Annotated in this window: 14 protein-coding genes; 11 read left to right on the forward strand and 3 right to left on the reverse strand. The window is 40.0% G+C overall.

Annotated elements, in window-relative coordinates; genetic code table 11:
• Positions 1-3: 3 nt before the first annotated feature.
• From IPJ09_02400 to IPJ09_02415, 4 genes are all read left to right on the forward strand, one after another.
• Positions 4-1,605, forward strand: coding sequence for a hypothetical protein (locus tag IPJ09_02400; GenBank protein ID MBK7370291.1), 1,602 nt, complete (start codon positions 4-6; stop codon positions 1,603-1,605).
• A gap of 75 nt (positions 1,606-1,680) precedes the next feature.
• Positions 1,681-2,400 carry a hypothetical protein gene (locus IPJ09_02405; GenBank protein MBK7370292.1) on the forward strand — a complete coding sequence of 240 codons (720 nt, stop codon included), beginning with the start codon at positions 1,681-1,683 and terminating at the stop codon, positions 2,398-2,400.
• Between the two features lie 24 nt (positions 2,401-2,424).
• A complete protein-coding gene (ccsA, locus tag IPJ09_02410; protein ID MBK7370293.1) occupies positions 2,425-5,535 on the forward strand; it encodes a cytochrome c biogenesis protein CcsA in 3,111 nt (1,036 codons plus the stop codon).
• A gap of 74 nt (positions 5,536-5,609) precedes the next feature.
• Positions 5,610-7,316 carry a gliding motility-associated C-terminal domain-containing protein gene (locus tag IPJ09_02415; protein MBK7370294.1) on the forward strand — a complete coding sequence of 569 codons (1,707 nt, stop codon included), beginning with the start codon at positions 5,610-5,612 and terminating at the stop codon, positions 7,314-7,316.
• Between the two features lie 44 nt (positions 7,317-7,360).
• Here IPJ09_02415 and IPJ09_02420 read toward each other — a convergent pair whose 3' ends face one another.
• Positions 7,361-7,975: a hypothetical protein gene (locus IPJ09_02420; GenBank protein MBK7370295.1), complete on the reverse strand. Its 615-nt coding sequence runs from the start codon at positions 7,973-7,975 to the stop codon at positions 7,361-7,363.
• 37 nt (positions 7,976-8,012) lie between these two features.
• Here IPJ09_02420 and IPJ09_02425 point away from each other — a divergent pair, with 37 nt between their 5' ends.
• On the forward strand, positions 8,013-8,441 hold the full coding sequence (locus tag IPJ09_02425; protein ID MBK7370296.1) for a hypothetical protein: 429 nt from the start codon (positions 8,013-8,015) through the stop codon (positions 8,439-8,441).
• Between the two features lie 155 nt (positions 8,442-8,596).
• Complete coding sequence (gene dnaE, locus IPJ09_02430) at positions 8,597-12,109, forward strand: DNA polymerase III subunit alpha (protein MBK7370297.1); 3,513 nt, start codon at positions 8,597-8,599, stop codon at positions 12,107-12,109.
• A 42-nt stretch (positions 12,110-12,151) separates the two neighbouring features.
• Here the strand turns inward: dnaE and IPJ09_02435 are convergent, their stop codons facing one another.
• Positions 12,152-12,850 (reverse strand): copper homeostasis protein CutC, encoded by a 699-nt coding sequence (locus IPJ09_02435; GenBank protein ID MBK7370298.1) that lies wholly within the window; start codon positions 12,848-12,850, stop codon positions 12,152-12,154.
• Between the two features lie 82 nt (positions 12,851-12,932).
• Between IPJ09_02435 and IPJ09_02440 the strand changes: the two genes are divergently transcribed.
• The 3 genes from IPJ09_02440 to IPJ09_02450 all read left to right on the forward strand — a co-directional run bounded on the left by IPJ09_02440 (position 12,933) and on the right by IPJ09_02450 (position 16,677).
• Positions 12,933-15,569, forward strand: coding sequence for a hypothetical protein (locus IPJ09_02440; protein MBK7370299.1), 2,637 nt, complete (start codon positions 12,933-12,935; stop codon positions 15,567-15,569).
• Positions 15,566-15,898, forward strand: a complete 333-nt coding sequence (locus IPJ09_02445) for a hypothetical protein (GenBank protein ID MBK7370300.1) — start codon at positions 15,566-15,568, stop codon at positions 15,896-15,898. The genes IPJ09_02440 and IPJ09_02445 overlap by 4 nt, the downstream gene beginning before the upstream one ends.
• A gap of 134 nt (positions 15,899-16,032) precedes the next feature.
• A complete protein-coding gene (locus IPJ09_02450; protein MBK7370301.1) occupies positions 16,033-16,677 on the forward strand; it encodes a hypothetical protein in 645 nt (214 codons plus the stop codon).
• A gap of 474 nt (positions 16,678-17,151) precedes the next feature.
• Here IPJ09_02450 and IPJ09_02455 read toward each other — a convergent pair whose 3' ends face one another.
• Complete coding sequence (locus IPJ09_02455; protein MBK7370302.1) at positions 17,152-17,757, reverse strand: hypothetical protein; 606 nt, start codon at positions 17,755-17,757, stop codon at positions 17,152-17,154.
• A 57-nt stretch (positions 17,758-17,814) separates the two neighbouring features.
• On the opposite strand from IPJ09_02455, the gene IPJ09_02460 reads away from it, so the two are divergent.
• Together IPJ09_02460 and truB are read left to right on the forward strand one after the other, a co-directional pair.
• Positions 17,815-18,180: a DUF3098 domain-containing protein gene (locus IPJ09_02460; protein ID MBK7370303.1), complete on the forward strand. Its 366-nt coding sequence runs from the start codon at positions 17,815-17,817 to the stop codon at positions 18,178-18,180.
• Positions 18,181-18,232: 52 nt separating this feature from the next.
• Positions 18,233-18,988 (forward strand): tRNA pseudouridine(55) synthase TruB, encoded by a 756-nt coding sequence (truB, locus tag IPJ09_02465; protein ID MBK7370304.1) that lies wholly within the window; start codon positions 18,233-18,235, stop codon positions 18,986-18,988.
• Positions 18,989-19,007 lie beyond the last annotated feature (19 nt).

The following is a 19,007-nucleotide window of genomic DNA, read 5'->3' on the forward strand; positions in this document are numbered from 1 at the left end:
TCAGTGAGATATTGGATATTTTCAATCATATTAATAGCTCAACCCAATTGGTTAATTGGGCAGGACACCTTGACTTCCAGAATAGGTAAGATCACATTCAAAAGTTCCATCAATTATTACGTAAAATATCAGACTACAGAATTTATAAAGGTGGGCGATACACTCTATTTAATGCTTGACAAACTGGAGCCGGCATTAGAGATTCATCATATGTCTTCAACTTCATGTGTGGGTAAAAAAATTACAAAAGAGACATTAAATATTGGAGATTCTTTGGTGGCAAGAGTTTTGATACAAATTCAAAAGAATGATTCTAAATCAGATTCGCTTTCAGTTAGTGTAAATACTCAAAATCAATTGATTAGCGAAAAACCGAAGCCCAAATCTTTGCGAAAACTACAGAATGTGACCGGCAGATTGACTGCCTCATCCTATTCTTCCAAATCATCTGGTCATGATCAGATTGATACCAGGCTGAGGTATACTTTGGTTCTAAATGCCAGAAGTATTAATGGCTCAAAATGGGGAGGGGAGTCCTACATTTCATTTAGACACAAAATCGGTGATTGGCAGGAGGTGACGAATAATTTGTTTGGGGCTCTTAAAATTTATAACCTGGCATTGAAATATAATCCGAAGGAAAATGTGATGTTTGCTGTTGGTAGAAAAGTCAATCTGAATGTCTCCAATTTAGGGGCAGTTGATGGATTACAGTATGAGAAAAAGGTTAAAAATATGATTTATGGGGCCATCCTAGGTTCCAGGCCAGACTATACAGACTATGGAATTAATCTCAAGCTGCTGCAGGCTGGCCTTTTTGCAGGTCACAACTGGAGAAATAAAAAAGGGGGTGATATAAACAGCACCATCGCTTTTTTTGAACAAAAAAATGACTTTAAAACTGATCGAAGATTTACCTACTTGCAACATACCAATACGTTGATCAAAAATCTTATGTTGTTTTCATCCATGGAAATCGATTTATTTAAAAAAGTTAATAATACAGTATCCACTACTTTTTCTCCATCGAGTATATTTTTATCTTTGCGTTACAAAATAAATAAGCAGTTTTCAATAAACTCTTCCTATGATGCATTGAAAAACGTTATTTATTTCGAGTCTTTTAAAAACTATATTGATCAAATCATAGAGCAAGAGGTGCGCCAGGGATTGAGATTTGGTATCAATATAGATCCATTAAAAAACGTGAGCCTTGGAATAAATGGGGGATACAGATTTCAAGCAGACAAAAAGGATCCTTCGAGAAATGCGGATATTTACTTATCATATTATAACATACCAGGAATACAAATGAATATATCGCTTTCTGGTACTTATTTAAGCACGGATTATTTGTCAGGTACTTTAGCTGGTATACGACTCAATAAAAGTTTTAACCAGGACAAATGGTCGCTGGAATCTTCCTATCGCCAGGTGCATTATCAATATGGCAATACAGAGGTGCCATTAAATCAGCGAATCGCTGAAATGGGGCTAAATATGAGAATAATGAAAAAAATATCCTTTAGCCTTCATGGAGAAGGTACCTTTGATGCCAGCAGGCAGTATTATTCTTTATATTGTAATTTGATGAAGAGATTTTAATTTAAAGGACAAATATTTATTAATTCGTAACTATTACTTATGTCAACCAAAATTATTTATTATTTAAGCATAATTGTGCTTCTCCTAGCGTCCTGTAAGGCTAAACCTACCATCATACAAGAGGATACTCCGGAATCTGTGGGAATGGAAGCATCTAGCACTCCAGCTTCAACTCCAATGGACCTTCATGAAGTAAAATCCATCGATGTTCAACACACGGCAAAGTATACTTATGTACAGGTTTTGGAGGGCACAAAGTCCTTTTGTGTAGCTATTCCATTGGACAAGGAGATAAAGAAGGGCAGTACCTATTATTTTCGCGGAGGTATTATCATGGCCAATCCTGAAGTTTTACAGTTTAGTGAAAAATTTGAAACCGTGATGATCTCACCTGGCCTGAGCGAAAATCCTTTAGCAGTTAATACACCGGCGGCTAGCACTACTGCACCGATAGCTGGTGATGGTATAAAAATAAAAGAAGTCAAGATCGAAACTGCCCCTGGTGTGACTACTTTAGCTGAATTGTTTAAAAATCCAGAAAAATTTGAGGGTAAAACCATCAAAGTCCAGGGGCAATGTGTCAAGCTCAATCGGATGATTTTAAACAAAAACTGGCTTCATATTCAAGACAATACCACCAACAAAGACGGTCAAAAATATGACCTTACGATCACTACGTTGGATGAAGTTCAGCTCGGGGATATTGTAATCTTTGAGGGGAAGCTGGCTTTAAATAAAGATTTTGGAGCAGGATATAAATATGATGTTATTCTGGAAGAAAGTAAATTGAAATAAATTACCGGAGTTACCCCAAAAACAATGATTAAAAATTTTTTTGATAAATTATTTTCTACCAGGGCTAGTGGCCTATACATCCTTTTATTTGCCATCTCCATAGGTGTGGCCACTTTTGTTGAAAACGATTTTGGCACCAGTGCAGCACAAAAAGTGATATTCAGATCTGCCTGGTTTGAGTTACTATTGGTGCTGTTTGGGATGAGCATACTGATCAATATTTTTCGCTTTAAAATGATCAGACAAAAAAAATGGGCGATCTTATTGTTTCATGCTTCGATATTAATTATTCTTATTGGGGCTGGCATTACTCGCTATTTTGGAACTGAAGGAAGAATGCATATTCGCGAAGGAGCACGATCCAATGTTATCATCTCTAACGAAACCTATCTCAAGTTTAAAGTGCGGACTCCTTCTGGAAAATCTTATAGCTTTGATGAACCAGTTTATTTTGCTTCTTTGGGCAAAAACAAATTCGACAAATCCTACCAGATCGGCAGTCAGTTGATCCAGGTCGATTTGAAAAAATTCACGCCAAATCCAGCAACTTCCCTGGTCGACGATCCAACAGGCACTCCGGTAATTAAGGTCGTAATATCTGGCGGTGATGGTAGAGAAGAGTATTATTTAAAACAGGGGGAATCCAAGCTGATCCATGAAGCTGTCTTTAATTTTGGTGGCGGCATCATTCCGACTGCGATCAATTTTCTATACCAAGATCAGCATTTGTTGATTCAGACGCCTGATTCGATAACCCAATTTCAAATGGCGATCCAAAAAACCGACCGGCTGGGCCCTAATGCTTTGAATCCATTGCTAGTGAGGACTTTGTATACCTTGCAAGGTCTCAATTTTGTCATTGGTGATTTTAAACCCAATGCTGTTTTGGCCAATACCTCAGCTTCTCCAAAAATGAAAAATGGTAGCCTGGCTTTACTTGATTTAGATATCGATGTAAATGGATCCCGCGGCATTATATCAACCTATGGTATTCATGGGGAATTAGGGGAGTATCAGTACAGGAAAGTGGGGGAGTGTGAAATCGGTATTGCTTACGGATCGAAGGAAGTCAAAGTCCCGTTTTACCTTCAACTGAATGATTTTATATTGGACCGTTATCCCGGTACTAATAGTCCATCTTCTTATGCCAGCGAAGTTACCTTAATCGATAATGTCAATAATGTCAATCGTGATCAAAGGATCTATATGAATCACGTGCTGGATCATCAAGGTTACCGTTTTTTTCAATCTTCTTTTGATCAGGATGAGCTTGGTACGGTCCTGAGCGTCAATCATGATGCCCCTGGGACCTGGGTGTCTTATCTCGGATATTTTTTATTAACCTTAGGTATGATACTCACGTTGCTGAGCCGTAAAAGCAGATTCAGGTCGATATCTGAGAAATTAAAATCTATGCGAGAGGAGGTTGTCAAACACGGCAAAATAGCATTGAGCCTGCTGATATGGCTCGCTCTCAGCCCCAGCATATTTGCGAATGTGATTACGCCGGCTATACATACAATGGATAATGACCATGCAGCGATGTTCGGTAGATTGCAGGTGCAGGATCAAAATGGTCGTATTAAACCGATGAATAGCTTGTCCAGTGAAATATTGAGAAAAATATCCCGAAAGGAATCTCTATTCGGACAGAACCCTGATCAAATCATCCTTGGCATGATGGCTTATCCTGAAGAATGGGCCGATCAGCCTTTGATCAAAGTAGGAGAAAGCACTGATTTGAAGAAATTATTGAATAACTCTAGTAAAATGTTGAGTTACAATGATTTTTTTAACCCTCAATATATTTTGCAGGAAGCCGTGATGAAAGCCTATAATCTTGAACCACGTGATAGAGGCACTTTTGAAAAGGAACTGATCAAGTTGGATGAAAAGGTCAATATCTGCAATATGGTGTACACGGGTAGATTAATGCAATGGTTTCCACTTCCTGAAGACGCCAATCATACATGGACATCTCCAAATGATCCTCACGCAGTCAATGGGATCAATGTATCACAGGTGTATAATGACAAATATTTTATACCCTATATCACCAGTGTAAGAAATTCAATGAATTCGAAAAATTGGAACGAATCCAATCAACTTTTATCAGAAATCGGAAAATATCAATCAAAATTTGGAGGCCATGTTTTGATGAATCCGACCAAGGTCAAACTGGAGATTTTGCTCAATAAAATGAATGTGTTTAGTAGATTGGGCATGTACTATGGATTGTTAGGATTATTGATTTTGGTATTGTTCTTTGTAACCATTTTTAACCCCTCCTGGTCTATGAAATGGCCGCTTTTACTGGCAAGTTCCGGTATGGGAATTGCCTTTTTATTTCACACGATTGGTTTGGGTCTCAGATGGTATGTGTCAGGTAGAGCGCCCTGGAGCAATGGTTACGAATCCATGATTTATATTGCCTTTACCACGGTGCTTTCTTCATTGGCGTTTTCCCGAAAATCTTTAGGAGGAATGGCAGCTGGAGCTATTCTGGCTTCGACTATTTTGATGGTGGCTGGGTTGAGTTGGATGGATCCGGAGATAACTCCCTTGGTTCCTGTGCTCAAATCCTACTGGCTCACCATACATGTTTCTATGGAAGCTGGGAGTTATGGATTCCTCACACTCGGGGCTTTGATTGGCATTCTGAATCTGGTCTTGATGATATTTGGCACTGCCAAAAACAAAGATCGACTGAATAGAACGATTTCTGAGCTGACCCTGACCAGTGAGATGACTTTGATTGCAGGATTATTCATCATAAGTATCGGGACCTATTTGGGCGGTGTCTGGGCAAACGAATCATGGGGAAGGTATTGGGGTTGGGATGCCAAAGAGACTTGGGCTTTAGTGACGATATTGGTGTATGCGTTCATTTTACATATGCGATTTATACCTGGGCTGAGGGGGCATTTTGCCTTTAATATTGCTTCTTTATTTGGCTTGGCATCTGTGATGATGACCTACTTTGGGGTTAATTATTATTTGTCCGGGCTGCACTCCTACGCTGCCGGGGATCCTGTCCCGATACCTACTTTTGTATATTATACAGTGGCTTCACTATTGGGGATAAGTTTACTTGCCTGGTGGAAAAATAAAACCGTTTTTAAAGTCCCATCGTAATTCGGATCGGTTATATTTTCTTGATTTCTATCAAAAGGAAATATTAACAATACCAGCTGCGTTTTCTTTAAAACATGAGCCTTCATCTTAGATTGTTCAGATGTGTAAGTATATTGGCATTTAAGATTTTACCTTATGTGATGTATTCACAGTCTGTTCTGATCGCGGATAAACACAATGCTATCTATAGGTTTGATTACACTTCATGCGAAACCACTTTGTTGTTTTCGTTGAACATTCCTGGTCAGTTGGCTGATATTACCTACGATAAAATGGGTGATTTATATGGATTGACGACTGATGGAAAGCTTTATTTTATAGACACCACTTCTGGCAAAAGCACCCTCCTTTATTCTTTTCTTAATCTCCAATCATTTAGAGGAATGAAATTCAGTGTCGATGGAGTCCTGTATGTGACTGGTTCAGAAGGTTTTACCTATAGTCTTGATCTTATTTCTTTAAGGGAAAAATATCTTGGTGATCTTGGATACGAACCTACCGGTGCCATAACATTTATTGATGACACTTTATGGATTTTTAATACCAACAGAACGGTGGTCAAAATAAATTATAGTGATTTTAGCAAAAACACCTTAGTGGTCCCCGGCAATTATAAAATCCTGGTTCAGGATTTGTTTTATTTACCGAAGGGCCCAGATCCTTGTGCCGGTGTACAGCTCATTGGTTTGAGACCTGACAGTTTATTGGCCATTCCTTTTGATGGATTGAATGTTCCTTGGGAATGTCATTTGTCCAAGGCGGCAGTTGGGGTTGCTAGTCAATACGATTTTATTCAGTATAGCCCGCCTCATATTGATTCCCTGTTTTCATCCCCAGCCAATTGTAATGCAAATAATGGCAGCATACGGATCCACGCTTCCGGAGGTATGGGGGCACTCTTATATTCCCTGGATAGGCTCAGTTATACGAACAGTCGAGCCTTTAATTCTTTGATGCCCGGCCAGTACATCGCGTATGCCAAAGACGGCCAAAATTGCGTCGATTCGGTTTCAATGAAAGTAAAAAGGGCAGACGGACCAGAAATAACGAACCTTAATATTTCGCAGCCAACCTGCACTGAATTGGGTCAGGTAGGCATAATCACTTCTTCCTCGACCCAAGACTACTCTTACAGCCTTGATAATGCCCCGCCTCAATCAAATGCCGATCTGCTCCAAGTGATGCCAGGACATCATTTGGTCAGGGTGAGTGACTCAATGGGTTGTTTTGACAGCACTTCTTTTAATCTCGATTTTCCAGATCCAATACTTCGGTTTTCTTTAAAAGTCAAAAATGCTACGTGCCATCAGGACAATGCATCAGTAGAAATAAGACCAGAGGATCTTACAGCGTCATGGAGTTTTAGTCTGGACCATACTTCACCTCAGTTTTCAACTATTTTTAATGATCTTAAAAAGGGTCGTCATCTGCTCACTGTTCAAAGTGGGTTTTGCACGACGGATACTGCTTTTACTGTTACAGAAGAAACGTGTGAGGCCTTTATACCCAATGTATTTACTCCCAACCATGATGGGAAAAATGATTTATTTAAGATTTACTACCCGGGTGATGCTATTGTCCAAGTATACCAGATTTACAATCGTTGGGGAGGATTGATCTTTGAGGCCAAAGATTTCTCTATCGACTCAGCATCAGATTGGTGGGATGGTACAGAGCATGGCACCGCAATAGAATCAGGTGTTTATCTATATCGGATAGTCCTTTTAGTGGATGGCGATCAACGAAGATCTTACCAAAATACTATTACCGTTCTTTATTAATTAACAAAAACGATTCACCAGCTGAACATATTGTGAGTGAACTATTAATCATCACCGCCTGCAAAGCCGATATCTAAGTCTTCACTATTAGATTCTACTGTTTCGTCTCCATCCTCTTCATCATAATCCCGTGATGACTTACCTTTTGCCTTTTTACTTCCAGCTTTTTTGGCTGCTTTGCCTTCGGCAGATCTACGAAGTACACGTTCGTCAGGAGCGACCTGGTTGAGTACCGGTACCATCGTGGCTTGTTCTATATGTTTGGCTTCTATGCTTTTGGTGGCATGGGGTACAAGCATCAGTCTTTTTTTGTCTATTAACGTACCAGTGATCGTACAAATACCATAGGATTTATTTTCAATCCTAATCAAAGCATTCTCAAGGTTTTGAATAAACTGTCTTTGACGGATAGCCATATTGTTTAATAGCTCTACTTCGGCGTGAATGCTGCTGTCATCAAACCAATCGCTGCCCTGAATGTCGGCATTGTTTTCATTCATTTCCACTATCTGTTCCTGTAGATAGGTCAATTCTTTGCGTGCGTGATCTAGTTTATCATCAATGACCTTTTTGAATTCGACCAGATCTTGATCATTGTATCTCGTTTTACCATTTGTAGTAGCTGGGGGGGCTTCATTTTTTAATAAAGGTTTATTCACTGGTTTCTTATTTTCTGGTTTAGCAACAGGGACAGTGATGGTTGGTGCTGATGCTGGTTTAGGGTTTTGTCTGGGCTTTATAACTTTAGTACTGACTGCAGGGACGGCTGCTTTTTTTGTTGGGATAGATTTGATTTTTGCATTGGATACCGCCTTTGATTTTACGGTGATGACTGGCTTTTTAGAAGGCGCTGATTTGCCGGAAGATTTTATAGGGGCGGTGGCAGGTTTATTCTTTTTCGCACTCGTCGGTTTTGAGATCACTTTAGCACTCAATTTTGATTTGGTAGCTGGCTTTAAGGCAGCTTTTTTGGCTAGCGGCTTCGGACTTGATTTTTTAGAAGGTTTTGATGCAGGTCTAGTTGCTTTAGCGCTGGATACTTTTACAACCTTCTTTGAGATCGGCTTAGTTACAGGTTTTTTAGTGTTTGCCTTCTTTGTGGATTTTGTAGCCATAAGTCATTGATTTTCAAAACATAGAAAATAAATTATTTTTTGTATTTCCCTTAATTTTAGGGCGCAAATATAAAGTTTTTTCACATAGGAATTAAATTTTACCGATATATAGTAATAATATAATATGATCTGCAAATTCCAGCCTAAATTAGCGCTATGCCTGAGATGATTCATTTACACTGTCACACTCAATATTCCTTGCTCGATGGTGCTTGTGATATCGCCGATATGATGGAAAAAGTAAAGTTGGATGGCCAGAAAGGTATTGCCATTACGGATCACGGCAATATGTTTGGTGTCTTTAATTTTGTCAATGAAGCCAACAAAAAAGGTCTCAAAGCTATCGTCGGATGTGAGTTTTACATGGTGGATGATCGCCACAAGCAGGCCTTTTCGAAAAATAAGGGCGAAAAAGATGAACGCTACCATCAACTTCTTTTAGCCAAAAATCCTACAGGGTATCAAAATTTATCCAAGTTGTGCTCTCTGGGGTATATCCAGGGTTTGTATGGCAAGTATCCGCGGATTGATAAAGAACTGATACTCAAATATCACGAAGGATTGATCGCTACTTCTTGTTGCTTAGGTGCCGAGATACCTCAGCATATCATCGCTGGCAAATTAGAGGAAGCGGAGAAACTAGTCAAATGGTGGAAAGATCTGCTCGGGGAAGATTTTTATATTGAACTGCAGCGTCATGGACTGACGAATCTGGAGAACAGCGGACTTAGCCAGGAGGATGTCAATAAAATTCTTGTCCAGTTTGCTAAAAAATACAATGTCAAAGTCATAGCGACCAATGATGTTCATTATCTTGAGAAAGATGATTGGGAACCTCATGATATACTGCTTTGCGTAAATACCAACTCAAAACTTGCTGAGATTGATCGGTTTAAATTCCCCAACAAAGAGTTTTACCTTAAGACACAAGCAGAGATGAGGACCATATTTGCTGACTTGCCTTATGCTTTGGATAATACTTTGGAGATTTTTTCAAAAGTGGAGACCCCTAAGTTGAAGAGAGATATCATGTTGCCTAACTTTCCTATTCCTGCTCAATTTGGCAACCAGGCAGAATATCTGAGACACTTAGTTTATGAAGGGGCCAGATCCCGATATGGAGAATTGACGCAAATCGTGGTCGACCGTCTTGAATATGAGCTGAAGGTGATAATTGAAATGAAGTTTTCAGGTTATTTTTTGATTGTGCAGGATTTTATCAAAGAAGCTAGAAAACTTGAAGTCAGGGTAGGTCCAGGTAGGGGAAGCGCAGCAGGATCAGCAGTAGCTTATTGTCTGTCGATCACCGGTCTGGATCCAATCAGATACAATTTGCTTTTTGAAAGATTTCTTAATCCTCAAAGGGTATCTATGCCTGATATGGATATTGATTTTGACGATGATGGCAGGCAAAAAGTGATAGATTATGTAGTAGAGAAGTATGGTAAGGAACAAGTAGCCCAAATAGTGACTTTCAGTACTATGGCAGCTAAATCTGCTATTCGCGATGTTGGGCGGGTACTGGAACATCCTTTGTCTGAAGTGGATTATATAGCAAAACTAGTACCACTCAAACCAAAGACTCAACTGGCCGATATTTTAAACAAAGAATTGGAGGTTTTAAAAAATGAATTTTCATCCGATGAAATGAGTCAGATCATCAAACTGCGTGACATAAAAGGCGGTAAGGACCATGCTGCTGAGATCCTTTCACTGGCAGAAAGATTAGAAGGATCTGTTCGTAATACAGGTATTCATGCAGCAGGTATCATCATCGCGCCTGATCCCATTGATAAAATCATCCCCGTCTGTACCTCTAAAGAAACCCAATTATTGGTAACCCAATTTGAGGGGTCCCTGGTAGAGGAAGCTGGAATGCTCAAGATGGACTTTCTGGGGCTCCGTACACTTTCGATATTGAATGATACCCTCAACTTGATTGAAGACTCTACTGGTGAGCAGTTGGACCTGGATACAATTCCGCTAGAAGATGACCTGACTTTTGATTTATTTCAGAAAGGGGAGATGGTGGGTATATTCCAGTTTGAATCAGATGGCATGCAAAAATATTTGCGGGATCTCAAACCTGAGAATATAGAAGATTTGGTCGCTATGAATGCTTTATACCGACCTGGTCCGATGGACAATATTCCATCCTTTATCAAAAGGAAAATGGGCCTGGAAAAAGTAGAATATCCTCATCCCAAATTAGAGGAATTGCTCAAGCCTACTTATGGCATCCTGGTCTATCAGGAGCAGATCATGCAGACTGCTCAGATCATGGCAGGATATACCTTGGCCAGTGCGGATATGTTGCGCAGGGCGATGGGTAAAAAGAAACATGAAGAGATGCAACGGCACAGATTATTATTCGTGGAAGGTGCCATGAAACAAGGTGTGGACGAATCGAAAGCCGAAGAAATATTTGAATTAATGGCCCGATTTGCAGATTATGGCTTCAACAGAAGTCATGCGGCCGCCTATTCCATACTAGCTTTTCAGACAGCTTATCTCAAGGCGCATTATCCGCTGCAATTTATGTCAGCGGTGCTTACACACAACAAAAATGATATCACCAAGCTGGAGTTTTACCTGCAGGAAGCTAAGCGCATGGGAATACAAGTATTAGGCCCTGACATCAATGAAAGTGGTCTCAATTTTACGGTGACCAAAGAAAATAGGATTAGATTTGGTATGTCAGCCCTAAAGGGAGTAGGAAAGGGTCCTGTTCAAGATATACTCAGCGAACGGAAAGCTTCTGGCCCTTTCACCAATATCTTCAATATTACATCCAGGCTTAATCTTAGGTCTATCAATAAAAAAAGCCTGGAAGCATTGGTCTTAGGAGGTGGATTAGATTCTCTCCATCCTCAAGTCGACCGTTCGCAGTATTTTGCTCCAAGTGGTCAATATGAAAGTTATATCGAACATGCCCTTCGTCTGGGTGCTCAATGGCAGGAGATGAAATCAAAAAATGAAATGTCTTTGTTTAGCATGGATCGGGATATGGAAATGCCTGAACCGGCATTCCCGGTATGCCCTCCATGGAGCTTGATCGAACGACTCAATAAAGAAAAAGATATCCTGGGCATTTTTATATCTGCACATCCACTGGACGAATACAAATTTGTGTTAGAAAACTTTACTACTTGTACCATGGCCAATGTGCCTAATTTTAAAGATACTCCTTTGAAATTGGCTGGTATTGTAACTAAGGCTGAACATAAAATCAGCAAGAAAGGTACAGGATATGGCAATTTTGTAATTGAAGACTACTTTGGAAGTTTTGAATTTCCTTTGTTCAGCGAAGAATATCTTGATTTTAAAAATCGTCTGGAAATCGGACAAATGGTTTATATCAAAGCCACTAATAGATCTTTCCAGGATGGAGCCACCCGGTTTAAACTTCAATCAGTTCAACAATTGGCTAGTGCCGGATCTACGGTCTCAGAAGGTATCATGGTCAAAGTGCCCGTTCAAACTATTGACGAAAAAAAGATTGCTAAATTGAAAGAACTTATTGAATCACAGCGAGGCAATTCTGCCTTGCGTATTGTCTTGCACGACATGGTTTCTCAAAACTACTTGTACCTACTATCCAATGAATACAAGGTAGAAGTAAATCATCATTTATTAGCTGAGTTTCAGTCAATGGGTTTTGATTATAAGCTCAATTAAAACAGGTTGTAGGCCTGGGTAGGCATCTAAGTATTTTTAGCTTTATTTGACAGCTGCCACAATTCGCCTCACTTCCTGAGGATCGCTGTCATATGGATTGATGGCCTTGTTCCAGTCATCAGTGGTGGTATATTTTGCAGAAGCATGGATTTCTGTGACACCGGTTTCATTGACTATCGAAGAAGCATTTGCACTGGTTACGCCGCTGCCGGCCAGTAATATGATCTGGTCACCCAATCGGAAGTTTAACTCTTTAAGTTCCTTTCTGCATTGATAGGCATTGCCGGTTTTGCCTCCGGTCAATATTCGATGGACACCACCCAAACTCATCATTTGTTGGATAGCTATATCCTGATCCTTAATTTGCTCAAAGGCACGATGAAAAGTAAAAGGCATTCCCTGGCATGCCGCCACCAGGAGCGATAAACCAGCTACATTTATACTATCAGAGGCATCGAGTACTCCGCATACTATACCCGAAGCGCCTGCGTCAAGGCATTTTGCAATATCGAGTTGCATAGCGTTTATTTCTTGTGCATTGAATACAAAGTCACCTTCCCGTGGTCGGATTAATACATATACAGGGATATTGATTTCCTGGCAAACCTGCCTGATTACAGTGATCGATGGAGTGAGGCCACCGCCAGGGAGCTTTCTGCATAATTCGATCCTGTGTGCTCCCCCTTCGTAAGCGTTGATCGCTGCTTGATAAGATTGAGCACATATTTCTACTGTCACCATGATAGAGCGGCAAAATTAGAGTAAATTTTTGTTCGAACTCAACTTATGTATTTATCTTAATAGCTGCAATTAAAATAGGATTATGAAAAAAAATAAAGGCCGCCGAACATTTCTAAAGAATATCAGTCTCGGTGGGGCATCCGCCGCCATCCTGTCCACAGCAGCAATATCTGAGAACCAGCTTCTTTCGGAGAATGCAGATACAAAAGTGAAAGTGAAGCAGGATAAGCGAAAATATAATGAAGCTTACTCCAACGAAAATTTGGATAGAATAGCTTTTCCTATGGGAGGTATAGGGGCAGGGATGATTTGTATGGAAGGTACTGGTGCACTCTCCCATATCTCGATAAGGAATCGACCTGATATTTTTAATGAGCCAGGTATTTTTGCAGCCATAGCCATCAAAGGGAATAATATTATTTCCAAAGTAATCGAAGGACCTGTGCCTGATTGGAAAAAATTTGGACTCAAAGAATCTGGCAATGGACTTGGAGGAGCCACCACAGGGCTACCTAGATTTAGTAACGCCTCATTTCTGACCAGGTTCCCTTTTAGTTTTCTTGAGCTGCAGGATCCCGAGATTCCAATGAAGATAAAAGTGACGGGTTGGAGCCCTTTTATACCTACTGATGAATATCATTCAAGCCTGCCGGTGGCTGCTCTGGAATATCAATTTACCAATACCGGATCTGCGGCAATGGATGCAGTATTTTCATTAAACACCAAAAATTTTTTAAAATTAGCTGATGGTAAAAATTCTATCAAATCAACGGAGCATGGATTTATTTTATCTGAAGAAGGGACTGCAGAAAAACCCTTTGCTACACAAATGGCTTTTTGTGTGGATGACCCTGGCACCCTAGTCGATCATTGTTGGTTTAGAGGAGGGTGGTGGGACCCCCTCACCATGGCCTGGAACGCTGTCAAAGATGCACAAATAAAATCTTCTGAGCCCGTAGACAAAGACGCTCCAGGTGCTTCCTTGTATCTGCCTTTTTTGTTGCCGGTGGGCAAATCCAAAACAATCACTGTTCAACTGGCATGGTATTCTCCTGATACGATGGAGACCTATGGCAAAATGGGTATACGGATAGAAAACTGTAATCCTGCCAGTGGTTTCTGCAATGCCCCATCAGATATCCTGCTGGAGTCGTCTACTGACAAAGAATACGATGGAAAGTATTATAAACCATGGTATAGCAGTCGGTTTGCTTCCATCGATGAGGTGCTGGCATTTTGGAAGTCTAATTATAAAGTGCTTCGGGAAAAGTCTGTTTTATTTAAGGATGCTTTTTATGCAAGTACGCTTCCTCCTGAAGTGATCGAAGCAGTGGCATGCAATCTTACTATATTGAAATCACCTACTGTTATGCGACAGTATGATGGTCGCCTCTGGAGTTTTGAAGGATGTGGGGATAGCAGTGGTTGCTGTCATGGCTCTTGCACGCATGTGTGGAATTATGCGCAAGCTATCCCGCATTTGTTTCCGCACCTGGAGAGAAGTCTTAGGCATACAGAGTTTTGTGAAAACCAGGATGAGCAAGGTCACCAAAATTTTAGAGCAATCATTCCAATAAAACCGGCTAGCCATGATTTTCATGCTGCCGCAGATGGTCAGTTGGGCGGTATAATGAAAGTGTACAGAGAATGGAGAATATATGGAGATAAATCGTGGTTGGCTAAAATGTATCCCATGGTAAAAACCAGCCTGGATTATTGCATCAGGACCTGGGATCCAGCTGGAAAAGGTATCATCGAAGAACCCCATCACAATACTTATGACATTGAATTTTGGGGGCCTGATGGCATGCATACCACCTTTTATGTAGGGGCCTTGCAAGCATTCATTGCGATGGGAAGTTATTTAGGGCATGAAATCTCCTTGTATCAAACTTTATTGGACAAAGGCAAAGTCTACCTGGAACAAGAACTTTACAACGGAGAATATTTTATCCAGAAAATAATATTTAAAGGATTGAATGCAAAAGATCCTACTACTGTACAATCTTTTAGCGGAGCGTATTCTGACGAAGCAAAAAAATTATTGGAAAAAGAAGGGCCAAAATATCAATATGGTGCCGGATGCCTTTCTGATGGAGTTCTGGGCAGTTGGATATCAACTATGTGTGGAATAGAAGATATAGTCGATGCGGAGAAAATCAAAAATCATCTTACCTCAGTACATCGCTACAATCTGAAACTGAATCTGAGTGATCATGCCAATCCTCAACGGCCGTCCTTTGCTTTGGGCAATGAAGGAGGCCTGTTATTATGCACCTGGCCGAAAGGAGGAAAACTGTCGTTACCTTTTGTGTACAGTGATGAGGTATGGACCGGTATAGAACACCAGGTGGCGTCACATCTCATGAAAGTCGGTGAAGTGAAGAAAGGACTTGAGATCGTCAGAGCATCCCGTAATCGATATGATGGTAAAGTGCGCAATCCTTTCAACGAATATGAATGTGGGCATTGGTATGCCAGGGCGCTCTCTAGTTATGGTTACCTGCAAGCACTCACCGGCGTGCGATATGATGCAGTAGATAAAACTTTGTTTGTAGATTCTAAAATTGGCGATTTTACCAGTTTTCTATCTACTGCCACTGGATTTGGAAACGTGAGCCTGCGTGCTGGCAAACCGTATTTGCACTGGGTATATGGCACACTGGATGTACAAAAGACTTTGGTATCTGGAAAAGTACTTCCTTTAAATAAATCATGATGTTGAAAATAGAAAATAATCGGGTAGTCACTTTAAGATACAAGATGACTGATGACTCAGGAAAAGTACTCATAGATCAATTAAATGGTCCCCCAGTAGAATATATACATGGGACAGGTGTCATACATCCTGAGTTGGAAAAGCCTCTTTTGGGTTTGACAGAGGGATCCTGTAGGAAAATAGTAATCCACGACGAAAAGCTTGGTGGTACCTGTACGATCAATGTGATCATTCAAGGGATAAGAGAAGCCTCTTCTCTGGAGGTATCCACAGGCATTGTACAGGAAAGTATTAAAAATGCTCCTTGCGGCCCCGATTGTGCTTGTTAAAAATATGATCTAAATTTTATGCGCATTATTAGTTTTAAACTTGGCATATAAATGAACAGGATTGAATAAGATTTGGAAAGGGTAGTGAGCAATATTGTTTGCATATTTACAACATTATCCATAAAAATTGTATCATGAAAAACGCTATTTCCTTATTGGCCTGCTTCCTTTTTCTATCTTCTGAAGGCTTGGCCCAGAATTTACCTACTGACTTTAATACAAAAGACCTTTGGTCATACGATAGTGCTCAAGTGAAAATAGAAAACGGAATGGTCACTTTGCAAAGTGATGGGAGCTGTTTAATGGTATATAATGGCAAGGAATTTTCTACCGGGGAGATTGAATTTGACTTAAGAGGTCGGGATGTGTTTCAGCACAGTTTTTTAGGTTTAGCCTTTAATATCCAATCGAAAGAAACATATAGGAATACTCAGGTGATGGAACTCATCTATTTCAGACCTTTTAATTTTAATAACCCTGAGCGCATTACGCACTCGCTACAATACACTTTTGAACCAGTTTATCCATGGCATGTACTCAGAAGTAATTTTCCTGAGACTTATGAAAACAAGATTATTCCAGCCCCGCCAGCAGAATCTTGGGTACATGCCAAAGTCATAATTGGAGAAAAGAAGGTCCAGGTATTCGTCAATAATAATGCTTTACCATCTTTAGAAGTGAGTCGGCTCGCCATCATCATACATGGAAAATTCGGCTTGTGGTGTACTGGAGATCAGCCGGCTGAATTTAAAAACTTAGTGGTGCGGGCTTCAAAATAATATAGATCTTGTCTGACTAACATGGTTAGAATAAAACAATAAAGGGTTCGATTTCTAAATCGAACCCTTTATGCATCCATGGGTTATCGAATAAAATCGACGACTTACAGGTACTGGCCTTTGTAAGGCTTGGGTTTTGCGATCTGACTACTTATATAAAGTAAGACAGCGATCATTGAAATACTGAATACGATCATGAGGGATTATTTATAATTGTCAGTTCAAATTTAATACCAAAACCCCCAGACATATGTTAAAAACTAATAAATCATCTCATTCGAAATCATAAATTCAAAACCCAGATCAACACGAAGATGATATTTTATTGTAAGAAGCAAGCTCTAAATATATGATGATCAGTTATATATGTTGCAAGAAGGTGTTCTGTTAAGATACTTTGACCTTAACAAATATTATTGCAATAGTTATAGAATTTTAACGCTTCCCAATTTGAATATTGGTGATTTCTCAAGGCTATTTGCGGGCGATTAGCTCAGCTTTATCACAAGTGATGATTGGAGAAATATCGTCGATCATGATATTACCATTATAAGTATAAGATAGATTTGGATTGTAATAAGCCTCGATGATGATAAAATCGATATCTTTTTTAGGTTTAAACCTTATGGTGTAAGGCTTCCAGGTAGTATGGCTGATAGGAGCACTTTCATATAATTTTTGCTTTTTTTCACAGCGTTCACTGCCCGCCCATACTCTCACTACTGCTGCCTTGTTGTATCCATTGTAGGTACTGGCATGTGCGAGCATCATTTTAAAATAGTAGCAATTGCCTGCTTTAAGTGTTTGAGGCAATCTTTGGCCGACACATTCCCAGGTTCCATTTTTACGAACTATGAGGCCCATATAGGTCTGACCTTCCGCGGCGGGAAGATAGACGCCCCAGGGTCCGGGCAATATATCAGGAGTGGTACCATCTTCACAACCTATCCATCCCAGCGGGGTAATAGCGTCCCTGGGCTCACCTTCAAAAGAGGGGTTAAAAAATTGAATATTTTGACACAATCCTGATAGGAAGGTGAAAAATAAAAGTGCAACAATCAGGCTAAGTGTCTTAAACATATTATAAAATCTATCTATAATCACCAAAATGGCTATTTTTGACGATAAAATCAAAGTATGGCAAAAATATCACCTGGTGTTAAAAAAGTGATAAAGACTGAGACAAAAAAATCAGAATCTGTCTCTGGACCTTCTTCCAACATCAATATTCGTAAAAAAACTGTTAGTAACCGAACAAATACCCCTACTGACTTTACATTTAACAAGGATAATCTGAAATGGATGATGATCAGTGTTGGTTTAGTGATCCTCGGGTACCTATTGATGATGGGAGGCAAAATGCCAAGCAAAGATGTATGGGACGAAAGCATCATCTATAGCTTTAGGAGGACGGTCCTGGCGCCTATCGTGATCCTTGGAGGTATTGGGCTGTCTATATACTCTATTTTCCGCCACAAATCTGAACAAACAATCGAAGCCTGATTGTCGGGCTTCGTGTTATTTCTATCATTGTTTCATTCTATTGTTCTTTATTATGAGTGAAACCATTGAGCATTCAGTTATCAATCCGTTAAAAATCAATGACGATGTTTCAGACATTGATCAGTGGCATGAAGGGAGATTGATCTTGATTAATAAACCGCTTGATTGGACTTCATACGATTTAGTGCATAAGTGCAAACTAGCACTAAATTATAATCTTGGAATCAAAAAAATAAAAATAGGGCATGCTGGAACTTTGGACCCGAAAGCATCCGGGCTAATGATCATTTTGACCGGCAAATTCACAAAATTGACGGACTCGATACATGAGTATGCAAAAAATTACCAGGCACAAATCTTTTTAGGAGGGACCACCCCTTGTTATGATTCAGAGCGACCGATCGATACCTATTATCCTATAGGACATATTACTGAAGGTCTGATCAGAGAGACCGCTTTGAAGTTTGTAGGAAAAAACATTAAGCAGTATCCACCTATTTTTTCAGCAGTAAGAATCAATGGCAAAAAAGCTTATCGCTCTGCACACAAAGGGCTGGAGGTCATCACCAGGCCACGGTTCGTCGATATTCACGAGCTGACAGTGAGGGATATAAATCTTCCGATCATCAATATGGATATCAAATGCAGTTCAGGTACTTATATCCGTAGTTTAGCTTATGATCTGGGCGGGTCGGTCGGTTCAGGTGCCTACCTGTACGCACTGTCAAGAACACAGATCGGTCCCTGGAAATTGGGCGATGCTATGGCTTTAGACGATTTCGTCAACTTGCTCAAATCGTCTGCATGAGGATATTATATTTTATCAT

It is taken from the genome of Saprospiraceae bacterium (assembly GCA_016709995.1).
Lineage (GTDB): Bacteria > Bacteroidota > Bacteroidia > Chitinophagales > Saprospiraceae > JADJLQ01.

Bases quoted from the DNA above. Each gene is read 5' to 3' on its own strand.
- IPJ09_02425 (MBK7370296.1), top strand. From the start codon at position 8,013: ATGGTTGGTGCTGATGCTGGTTTAGGGTTTTGTCTGGGCTTTATAACT.
- ccsA (MBK7370293.1), top strand. From the start codon at position 2,425: ATGATTAAAAATTTTTTTGATAAATTATTTTCTACCAGGGCTAGTGGC.
- IPJ09_02460 (MBK7370303.1), top strand. From the start codon at position 17,815: ATGGCAAAAATATCACCTGGTGTTAAAAAAGTGATAAAGACTGAGACA.
- IPJ09_02445 (MBK7370300.1), top strand. From the start codon at position 15,566: ATGATGTTGAAAATAGAAAATAATCGGGTAGTCACTTTAAGATACAAG.
- IPJ09_02450 (MBK7370301.1), top strand. From the start codon at position 16,033: ATGAAAAACGCTATTTCCTTATTGGCCTGCTTCCTTTTTCTATCTTCT.
- truB (MBK7370304.1), top strand. From the start codon at position 18,233: ATGAGTGAAACCATTGAGCATTCAGTTATCAATCCGTTAAAAATCAAT.
- IPJ09_02455 (MBK7370302.1), bottom strand. From the start codon at position 17,757: ATGTTTAAGACACTTAGCCTGATTGTTGCACTTTTATTTTTCACCTTC.
- IPJ09_02440 (MBK7370299.1), top strand. From the start codon at position 12,933: ATGAAAAAAAATAAAGGCCGCCGAACATTTCTAAAGAATATCAGTCTC.
- IPJ09_02415 (MBK7370294.1), top strand. From the start codon at position 5,610: ATGAGCCTTCATCTTAGATTGTTCAGATGTGTAAGTATATTGGCATTT.
- dnaE (MBK7370297.1), top strand. From the start codon at position 8,597: ATGATTCATTTACACTGTCACACTCAATATTCCTTGCTCGATGGTGCT.
- IPJ09_02435 (MBK7370298.1), bottom strand. From the start codon at position 12,850: ATGGTGACAGTAGAAATATGTGCTCAATCTTATCAAGCAGCGATCAAC.